This window comes from Gordonia sp. NPDC062954, from assembly GCF_044543825.1.
In the GTDB taxonomy this organism is placed as follows: Bacteria; Actinomycetota; Actinomycetes; order Mycobacteriales; family Mycobacteriaceae; genus Gordonia; species Gordonia tangerina.
The window spans coordinates 1-8,092 of sequence record NZ_JBITWL010000053.1 but is presented as its reverse complement, the minus strand read 5'-3'; the positions used below and the strand labels follow the sequence as shown (position 1 = coordinate 8,092).

Sequence of the window (8,092 nt, the reverse complement as noted above, 5' to 3'; positions counted from 1 at the left end):
TCGACACGACGAACACAGGGTGGGGACTTTTATCTGGCCACCAGCGGGGACCTCGACCTGGCCACCAATGGGGACTTTCTCATGGCCATGGACAACTGCTTGGCGCGCTCGGCACCGAACAGTTGACCCTGAGCGAGCTCACGAACTCCTCACCCGAGGCGAAAACTCTGACGACTGGGATAGCTACCTGGATACGCGAATCGGTAGTTCTGGAAGACGGGTCACGCCCCCACGGCATCACCTACCCGTCAAAATGGGGCGCCGGTCTCACTAACTGGGCGATGTGGATGCGCCGAACCGATGACGGCACCGGGCAGGACCCGATCAAGACGCTCGAGACAGCCGAGATTGGGAAGCACTCAGCCGCACTCATAGCGGCAGCCCAACTTCGGGGATTCTCCATATTTTGAACGCCAAGACCGACACAAGCCTCAGAGTGAGCTGAAGTAGCCCGGCGAGGCGACACCCTCGACCAGCATACGCCGCTTGACTTATGTCGCATCTACTTGAAACTTCCGCTCCCCCAGTCGATCTAGAGGGCTGATTAGATATTATGACATTTGAGCAGGTAGGGGCGGCCTCTACCGCCGCATTCTGGCGAAGCAGGAACTCGGACAGAGACACGACCACGGAAGCTACTGCCTGGCAACGCGATTTGAGGTCGAGTTAACAGCCTCGGCAAGACATGGACATAGTCGCGCACCTGCTGATCTCTGGCCTTTAGGGTAAAAGGCCTGCCGAGCGAGCAAGCACCACAGCTTCTAGTCGCGAGGACGCACCAAGTTTGTGCATTATTCCCTTCATATATCCTTTTACGGTATTTACGGTTAGGCCGAGCGAATCAGCAATCCGAGCATTCGGGTATCCAAGCGCAACAAACGCCAGAACATCTTGCTCCCGGGCGGTTATATTTGTTGACATTGACTTGGCATCAGTTTCGGCAGTGAGCATTTCGATGATATCGGTGAGTTCCCCCGAGAGGCGCTGGTCGTCCACATCCTCAACCAGCTGGCGGAGACGTGCGAAAGCGGCGGTGACACGGTTGCGAAGATCCTTGTCTGGCGAGTGCGCATCGTACTCCAACAGCGCCCGGGCGGACGCGATCTCTTGCTCAATGGCTCGCGCCTCGCTTGCGAGTGTGTCGAGCATCCGATCACCAATGAGGCGTGGGGTGTGGAGTGCACCGTAGATCACCGCGATCGGGACTCGATCGACAATAACAGGGGCGGCCATCATCGCGCGCAGTTCTTCCTGCTCGATAATATCGTTGTAGCGGTGGGAGATTCGCGGCGTTTCCAGATAGTCGTCGACGACCATTGGCCGTCTTAGGGCAACTACCCTGCCGCCCAGTCCGTGCCCGACCTCGATAGAAACTCCATCGATTACGCCTTTCGTCTCGCCCTCAAAGTGCTGCAAGTGCACCGTTGATCGCCCCTTGGCCATGCCGGCGAATGCCAGAGAAACATTGGTGTCCCGGCGCACCCTGCGCAATGAACTGGAGACGATCTCCTCGATCGTTCTAGACATTTGCTCTCCTACCATCAGTGGTGAGCAGATCTCATCGCTCGTTCTAGACGCTCGACCCCCTCTTCGGGGGGTGTGGACGAGGTCGCGCCCGCTTCACCCTGTGAGAGAACATACAACGCCAGGGAAGATTGGCATTCCAAATCGGGGGTTTGTGATGCACCAGCTCGTGGAGGCGCTGACTCCGAGTGTTCACGTCGCTACAGGTCAGCAGCTGTCCCATCAGCGCGCCTCACAGTCGCACCTCGGGTGAGTGCGCCGTGACATCGGGTGCGGCCGAGCGAGGTGCCGAAGACTGGTTCTCCCGAGACAGTTCGATGTGTGTTCACAGTTAGAGAACTCAACGTGTACGATGTGTGTTCACAGTTAGAGAACTCAACGTGTACTTTTGAAGGAGTGGATGTGCCCCGTACTTTCCTAGCAAGATCGATTGGATACGCAGCTGCTGCGCTACTCGTAGCAACAGCAACAGCAACAGCGGGCGCTCCGGCCGTTGCAGAGCCTGCGGACGCCCCTGTCGAGAACGGCGGCCTGCTGCGGTCTGTTAAGACGGATCTCCTGGCAGGCGCCATCCCTACTGGGGTGAAGGCGACTTCGGTCACGTATCGAAGCTCCGATACCCGCGGCAAGCCAGTCGCTACAACGGGAATTGTTATGGTTCCGGCTTCGAAGTGGACTGGTAGAGGACCTCGCCCATTGGTCACCTATGCAGTTGGCACCCACGGCTCGGATCCGAGTTGCCGACCTTCACAGCTGCTGACTCGCGGACTGACCACCGACCGCTCTGGCGTTCCTATGATCGAGCTACAGCTGCTTGACGTGGCTTCCCTCTTGACTCGAGGGTTCGCTGTAACCATGACCGACTTTCAGGGGACGGAGGCGCCGGGGCGGCTACCTTACCTGCAGCCCATTCCCCAAGCCCACGCAGTGCTTGATGCTGCGCGCGCCGCTATATCGGTGGGGGCAGTTGATCGCCGAGCGCCTGTCGGAATCTGGGGATACTCACAGGGGGGCGGGGCAGCTGCCGCCGCTGCCGAACAGGCCAAGTCTTATGCCCCTGAACTCAATATCAGAGGGTCTGTGGTCGGTGCGCCCCCGACCAACCCGGCGCGAACAATGATGTTCAACGAAGGGAAGCTATCGGCCGGAGTTATTGGCTACTTCGTGAACGGGGTACGGGCTGAGTATCCGCAACTTGCGCCGAAGATCGATGCGAAACTAAACAGTCAGGGTAGAGATTTTCTGCGTAAGACTGCGGGTGAGTGTCTGGTGGGCAGTGTCGTCGGCCACTATTTCAGATCGACAAAGGGGATGACGGTAAGTGGGCGACCGTTAATCGAAGAGTTGGCTTCCGATCCTGAGATAAACAGCGTATTCCAGAGTTTCGTAATGGGACGAACGGCACCGAGTCATCCGGTACTCCTTATGCAGAACGTGAACGACGACGTTGTCCCCGCCGACGATGCGAATGCCACGGCAGACGCTTGGAAACGCGGGGGTACCAACGTCGCCAGGGCGAATATCAACACACCATCGCTACCGCCCATCGGAGCTCCAGGACACGCAGTCGGATTGGTTACCGGTAATATCGCAGTCAACTGGCTGGCAGGCCGACTCACCCAATAAATGGCTCACAGCGAGGACCTGCGGAAGTCAAGCGTGTCTGCCGGCTTCCGCAGGTTGGCCCCTGAAGCATGGCCGTCACCGACACAGCTCGTCTATGCATCTGGCCACCAAGTGTTTGTCCACCACAGCAGCACGTGACCGCTGGTCCAGCGCTTAGTGATCGACGCAGGTCGCAGACACATGGCGTCCAAGCGGGTCGAAACGACGCGTAGCCAGCGCGCGATCACCGCCGGGTGAACTCCAACCCCACGGGTGACGCGCGCCGGACCAAACTAGGCGTGATCGTTGCGAAAGTACTTCGCTCGAGTCTCTGTCGGCAGCACTTCTAGCCGTCCCCTGAAATGAGAGCGTGCCGCCTCGACCTTCTGCTCATGACTTCGTGTGGCGGTCGTCAGCTGACTCTTGGCTCGCTCGATCTTTTCGGGAAGCGTCTTCTTCTCGTCAGCGGCCAGCCGTGCTTGTTTGTTGATCGCTGCCGCCAGCGCGTAGGCGTTCGGACCGGCTTTTGGGTCTTTCGATGCATCAAGGGTGGCGACACCATTTACTGCAGGACCATCAACCACAACGTACGCGTTGCCGGCACCGTTGGTGGATTCGTCGGCTGCCGATGCGGTGACGCCGATGATCGACCCGCTACCTTGCCTGGTGTCGATCCATCGCTGGTAGACCGTCACTCCTCCGCCGGCGGCGACCCGCTGGCCCTTGACGCTGCTCAGTTCGCTGATGGTTCGCTCGATGCTGGCGACTTCTGTCGTCATCAGCCGCGATGCAGCCCGGAACTGCTTGCGTGCAGACCTGGCGGCTGTCACTGCGTGCTGTACCTCGACATCGAGCTTGCCGAACTCCCGCCGGCGGTATTCGAACCAGCCGACGCCGACGATCACGGCCAGCGCGATGATGACCGCTACTGCTATTCCGGTGGCATCCATGTGGTTGGTCCTTCTGCTTGGTCACAATTGTTGTCGGGAACGGCGGATTGACATGAGAGTCTGTCAATCTTTGGATGGGCCTCGAGTCCTTGACCGGGTCGATCAGGGAGCGTCTTGCGAGTAGCGCTCTCGATTTGGTGGCGCAACTCCGTGGCTATGCTCGCGGGAACATCGATGTGAGCCTTGCCGAAGAGTTCGGTCACTCGTCGGTAGGCAGTTGCTCGTTCGTTAGGAGGAGATCGATCGTCGAGCGCCACTTTGATTGCCGATTCAGCGCGTCGCAGCAGAGTTCGTTGCTCAGCCGACAGACCGCTGTCACCCGAGGCTGAAGCAGCTGCGTACGCGGCCCTCCATGCGGTTTCGGCAGCAACGGCCCGATCGGCGAAGTCACGCACGAAACCGAGTTCGTCAGGAACGGTGCCATCTACTCGCAAGGCATCGGCATGGGCGAAAGCAGTGTAGAAAGCTTGCACGAGCGGGTGTGTTCGATCGGCCAGTAGTGGGCGATGGAAGAATGCCGTTGCGTCGGTCTCGTAGGCAGCGAACTCTTCCCGCACCGTGTTCAGTCGGCGAACAGCGTCAATCCATAGCGCAGAGCGTAGTTGAGCATCGTTACCAATGCGCCCGGACGGTGGTGCCGCTGCGACGTCCGCGGCTGGCGGCTGTGGCCGGACTTCGCCACGAGTGTGCGGAGTATGAGAGGCCTGATGAAGGACTGCTCCGGGCGTGACGCACAGGACGCAGAAGCTGTTTCGCGCGCTTGTCACCGACTGAGGGGGAACCAGTTCGTTACCGGTGCTGCCTCGTATGGGACGAGTGATTACGACTGATCCGGATATGGGCCAAGCTTCATACGGTGCAGTGACAAGCATGTCAGCAGCTGCGGAGCGGAGACGACGCAGCCACTCCCGAAAGGCAGGGTCACCGTCCGCGATTATCAGTGGACCTTTGTTGTCGTCAACCCACTCAGCCACAGTGAGACCGGTTCCTGGGATCAGTAGTGTGGCGACGGCTTGACTCAGGTAGTAGCTCGTGGGGGCGTCGCGATCATTGTCGGCGTCATCGGCCGCGTGCATGGGCGAAATTCCTTGCCGGTACTGGGTCTCAGGTTTCGCTGAGTGTATCCGCCTGTCCGGAGAGCTCGTTACGCAGACTGAGGACCCGAGGAGTGGTGTCGGCGAGCATGGTCAGTTAGGTTTTTGCCGCCCGCGGGCGTCGGCAGCGTGGTGCGCTCGAGCACGACTCCAGGCTCAACTAGCCGTTGCCTGTTCCCATGTCGCCTAACAGCAGCACAGCTGCGGATGTCGTTCCGAGACAGGTGGGTGGCGTGCGCGCCGCGAGCTACTACGTACGGCTAGCGAACGGCGGTTGCAACCGGCTCAAGCAGTAGCAGGCACGACCGATCCTCGTAGCGGTCGACTTCGGCCGTTATGTCGAGGTTCGTCCCCACGCCGATCGTGTCCGGTACCGGGCCGACCCAGTGGAGGTCGTTGAGGGTGTTCTCATCACGGAACTGGAAAGCCGGTCCAGTCGCTGACGCAGCGTCGCCCGCGTTGATTAGGATGTCGTACCTAGTCTTCGCGTTCCCGTGCGGTGCCATCGCGGCGATGCTGCCGGGAAACACGATCGTTCGACCACGATGAGCCGCAGCAAACGCTGCGATGTCCGGCGAGCAGTAGTCAGTGAACGCGAGGACAGCCGCGAACTCAGGACTGTTCTCAGGCGTGAGCACCTCGCCATCACGGGTCGATGACCGTGACGCTGCTTCGCCAGTCGCTTCAGCGGACGGTTGCCCGCTCGGCGAAGCTGTCGCTTCACCCGGCGCGGGATTCGCCGGGGCAGTGTTCTTCTCGATGACTAGCCCGACGGTCACAATGATTGCCAGCACGAGCACAACCACGCCGCCACCGATGATCCAAAGCAGCCGACGAGACTTCGGCCGGGGGCGACGGAAGGTGATTTCAACCTGAACCATACCTGGCGACTGCGAGACCAACTCCCAGCCGTCGGCCTCCCACTTCTTTACAATCCGCGACTCCATGCCGCGGACCGCACGGATCGTGGTCAAGCCCCGAGTAGTGGTGTAACTCGTTTCTGATCCTTCGGGGGGGTCAGGCGGGTAGTTGCATCAGTGGATCGGTGGTCGCCTCCGTCGGTGTTGGGGTGTCGGTGGTCAGGGTAAGTCGGCAGCGGCTGAGGACTTCGAGTCCGAGGTAGCGGCGGCCTTCGGCCCATTCGTCGGTCTGTTCGGCCAGGACGGCGCCGATGAGGCGGATGATGGCGTCGCGGTTGGGGAAGATGCCCACAACGTCGGTGCGGCGGCGGATCTCGCGGTTGAGCCGTTCGGTGGGGTTGTTAGACCAGATCTGGCGCCACACGTCGTCGGGGAACTCGGTGAAGGCGAGCAGGTCCTCGCGGGCGTCGCCGAGGTGGTCGGCGACCTCGGGCAATCGGCCGTCGGTGTATTCGAGGAGCCGGTCGAACTGCTCGTGCACCGCGGTGGCGGTGGGCTGGTCATACACGCTGTGCAGCATCGCTTTTACCGCCGGCCACATGGACTTGGGGCATACTGCCATGAGGTTGGCGGCGTAGTGGGTGCGGCAGCGCTGCCATACCGCGCCGGGCAGGTTCGCTGCGATCGCCTCGATGAGCCCGGCATGAGCATCGGAGGTCACCAAGCGCACCCCGCCCAGGCCGCGGGCCACCAGGTCGGCGAAGAAGGTGTTCCACGATGCCTTGGTCTCACTGGTGGCCACCTGCATGCCCAACACCTCGCGGTGGCCGTCGCCATTGACGCCGGTCGCCAGCAGCACGACGGCCTTGACGACCTGTTTGTTCTCACGAACTTTGATCGTCAACGCATCGGCGGTGACGAAGGTGAACGGTCCGGTTTCGTCGAGGCGGCGGTGCCGGAATGCGGCGACCTGCTCGTCGAGGTCTTCGGCCATGCGTGAGACCTGCGACTTCGACAGTGAGTCGATGCCGAGTGTCTTGACCAGTTTGTCCATCCGGCGGGTCGATACACCGGCCAGGTAGCAGTCGGCCACGACGGTGATCAGCGCTGACTCGGCCCGCTTGCGACGTTCGAGGAGCCACTCGGGAAAGTAGCTGCCCGAGCGTAGCTTCGGAATGGCGACGTCGACGGTGCCGACCCGGGTGTCGAGGGGGCGGTGACGGTAGCCGTTGCGGCGGTTGGTGCGTTCGGCAGATCGTGCGTTCCATTCGGCACCGCACACGGCGTCGGCATCCGCCGAGAGCAGGGCGTTGATCATAGTCTGTAGCAGTTCGCGCATCAGATCCGGTGACGCGTCTGCGAGGGCTTGGCCGAGTAGGCCGGCAGGGTCGACAATATGGGGTGCGGTCATCGCGATGACTCCTCGAGGATTCTGTGGAAGGTTGACTCGAAGGATCACGCGGTGGCCGCTTTGCATCGGTCAACAACACAGCGTCAGACACGATCTCGGCCACCGAGTTACACCACTCTATGGGGCACTACTCGGATCGTTTTCGTCTCGTACGTGACTCCGGTGTCCGTTGCCATGCTCACAGCCCCTCAGCTTCATGCCAGGAAGGTGGCCGGCCCGTGCTGAGCCTACTGGCCATCCGAGCCCGTACCCGCCACTGGGACACCCCATATCCCTTTGTCGCCCGCGGGTGATCCTGCGGAGGGTCAGGGCCGAAGGACGGACGAGTGCGGCTAATCTTGTCGAGTTTCGTCAAGAGAGGGCACCCATACGACCACTCCACCGCCTCCCCCACCTGGGTGGTATCCAGATCCATCGGGAGGTTCAGGATCACGGTACTGGGACGGCAAGAAATGGAGGGCACAGGTGGCGCCCGCCCCGCCAGCACCCGACTTGGGTAGTGGAAAGCTAGCCCCGCTGCTGTCTGATACACGGGGTGCTGCGGGTGCTCCGATGTCAACGGCCAGTTTGATGTCCCCGCTGGTGGCCAGGTAAAAGTCCCCACCCTGTGCGGGATGTTCTAGGTCGGTGGCACCTCCGTTCGGTGTG

At 61.1% G+C, this 8,092-nt stretch carries 5 protein-coding genes and 1 pseudogene; 2 read left to right on the top strand and 4 right to left on the bottom strand.

Features of this window, described 5'->3' with window-relative positions; all coding sequences use genetic code 11:
- Nucleotides 1-720 precede the first annotated feature (720 nt).
- Nucleotides 721-1,527 carry a LuxR C-terminal-related transcriptional regulator gene (locus ACIGKQ_RS24955; protein ID WP_006898342.1) on the bottom strand — a complete coding sequence of 269 codons (807 nt, stop codon included), beginning with the start codon at nt 1,525-1,527 and terminating at the stop codon, nt 721-723.
- A gap of 651 nt (nt 1,528-2,178) precedes the next feature.
- Here ACIGKQ_RS24955 and ACIGKQ_RS24950 point away from each other — a divergent pair.
- Nucleotides 2,179-3,150 carry a lipase family protein gene (locus ACIGKQ_RS24950; protein ID WP_085950768.1) on the top strand — a complete coding sequence of 324 codons (972 nt, stop codon included), beginning with the start codon at nt 2,179-2,181 and terminating at the stop codon, nt 3,148-3,150.
- A 272-nt stretch (nt 3,151-3,422) separates the two neighbouring features.
- Here ACIGKQ_RS24950 and ACIGKQ_RS24945 read toward each other — a convergent pair whose 3' ends face one another.
- The 3 genes from ACIGKQ_RS24945 to ACIGKQ_RS24935 form a co-directional block, all read right to left on the bottom strand.
- Nucleotides 3,423-4,079: a hypothetical protein gene (locus tag ACIGKQ_RS24945; protein WP_006898340.1), complete on the bottom strand. Its 657-nt coding sequence runs from the start codon at nt 4,077-4,079 to the stop codon at nt 3,423-3,425.
- Between the two features lie 1,354 nt (nt 4,080-5,433).
- Nucleotides 5,434-6,120: a DUF4839 domain-containing protein gene (locus ACIGKQ_RS24940; protein ID WP_396575154.1), complete on the bottom strand. Its 687-nt coding sequence runs from the start codon at nt 6,118-6,120 to the stop codon at nt 5,434-5,436.
- Between the two features lie 70 nt (nt 6,121-6,190).
- Nucleotides 6,191-7,444 carry an IS256 family transposase gene (locus tag ACIGKQ_RS24935; RefSeq protein ID WP_155225815.1) on the bottom strand — a complete coding sequence of 418 codons (1,254 nt, stop codon included), beginning with the start codon at nt 7,442-7,444 and terminating at the stop codon, nt 6,191-6,193.
- 405 nt (nt 7,445-7,849) lie between these two features.
- Between ACIGKQ_RS24935 and ACIGKQ_RS24930 the strand changes: the two are divergent.
- Nucleotides 7,850-8,038: pseudogene (locus ACIGKQ_RS24930) on the top strand (DUF2510 domain-containing protein); the annotation flags it as partial.
- Between the last annotated feature and the right edge of the window lie 54 nt (nt 8,039-8,092).

What these genes read in the sequence shown, in the direction of transcription:
- ACIGKQ_RS24955 (WP_006898342.1), bottom strand. Translation starts at nt 1,527, where the DNA reads ATGTCTAGAACGATCGAGGAGATCGTCTCCAGTTCATTGCGCAGGGTG.
- ACIGKQ_RS24950 (WP_085950768.1), top strand. Translation starts at nt 2,179, where the DNA reads ATGGTTCCGGCTTCGAAGTGGACTGGTAGAGGACCTCGCCCATTGGTC.
- ACIGKQ_RS24945 (WP_006898340.1), bottom strand. Translation starts at nt 4,079, where the DNA reads ATGGATGCCACCGGAATAGCAGTAGCGGTCATCATCGCGCTGGCCGTG.
- ACIGKQ_RS24940 (WP_396575154.1), bottom strand. Translation starts at nt 6,120, where the DNA reads ATGGAGTCGCGGATTGTAAAGAAGTGGGAGGCCGACGGCTGGGAGTTG.
- ACIGKQ_RS24935 (WP_155225815.1), bottom strand. Translation starts at nt 7,444, where the DNA reads ATGACCGCACCCCATATTGTCGACCCTGCCGGCCTACTCGGCCAAGCC.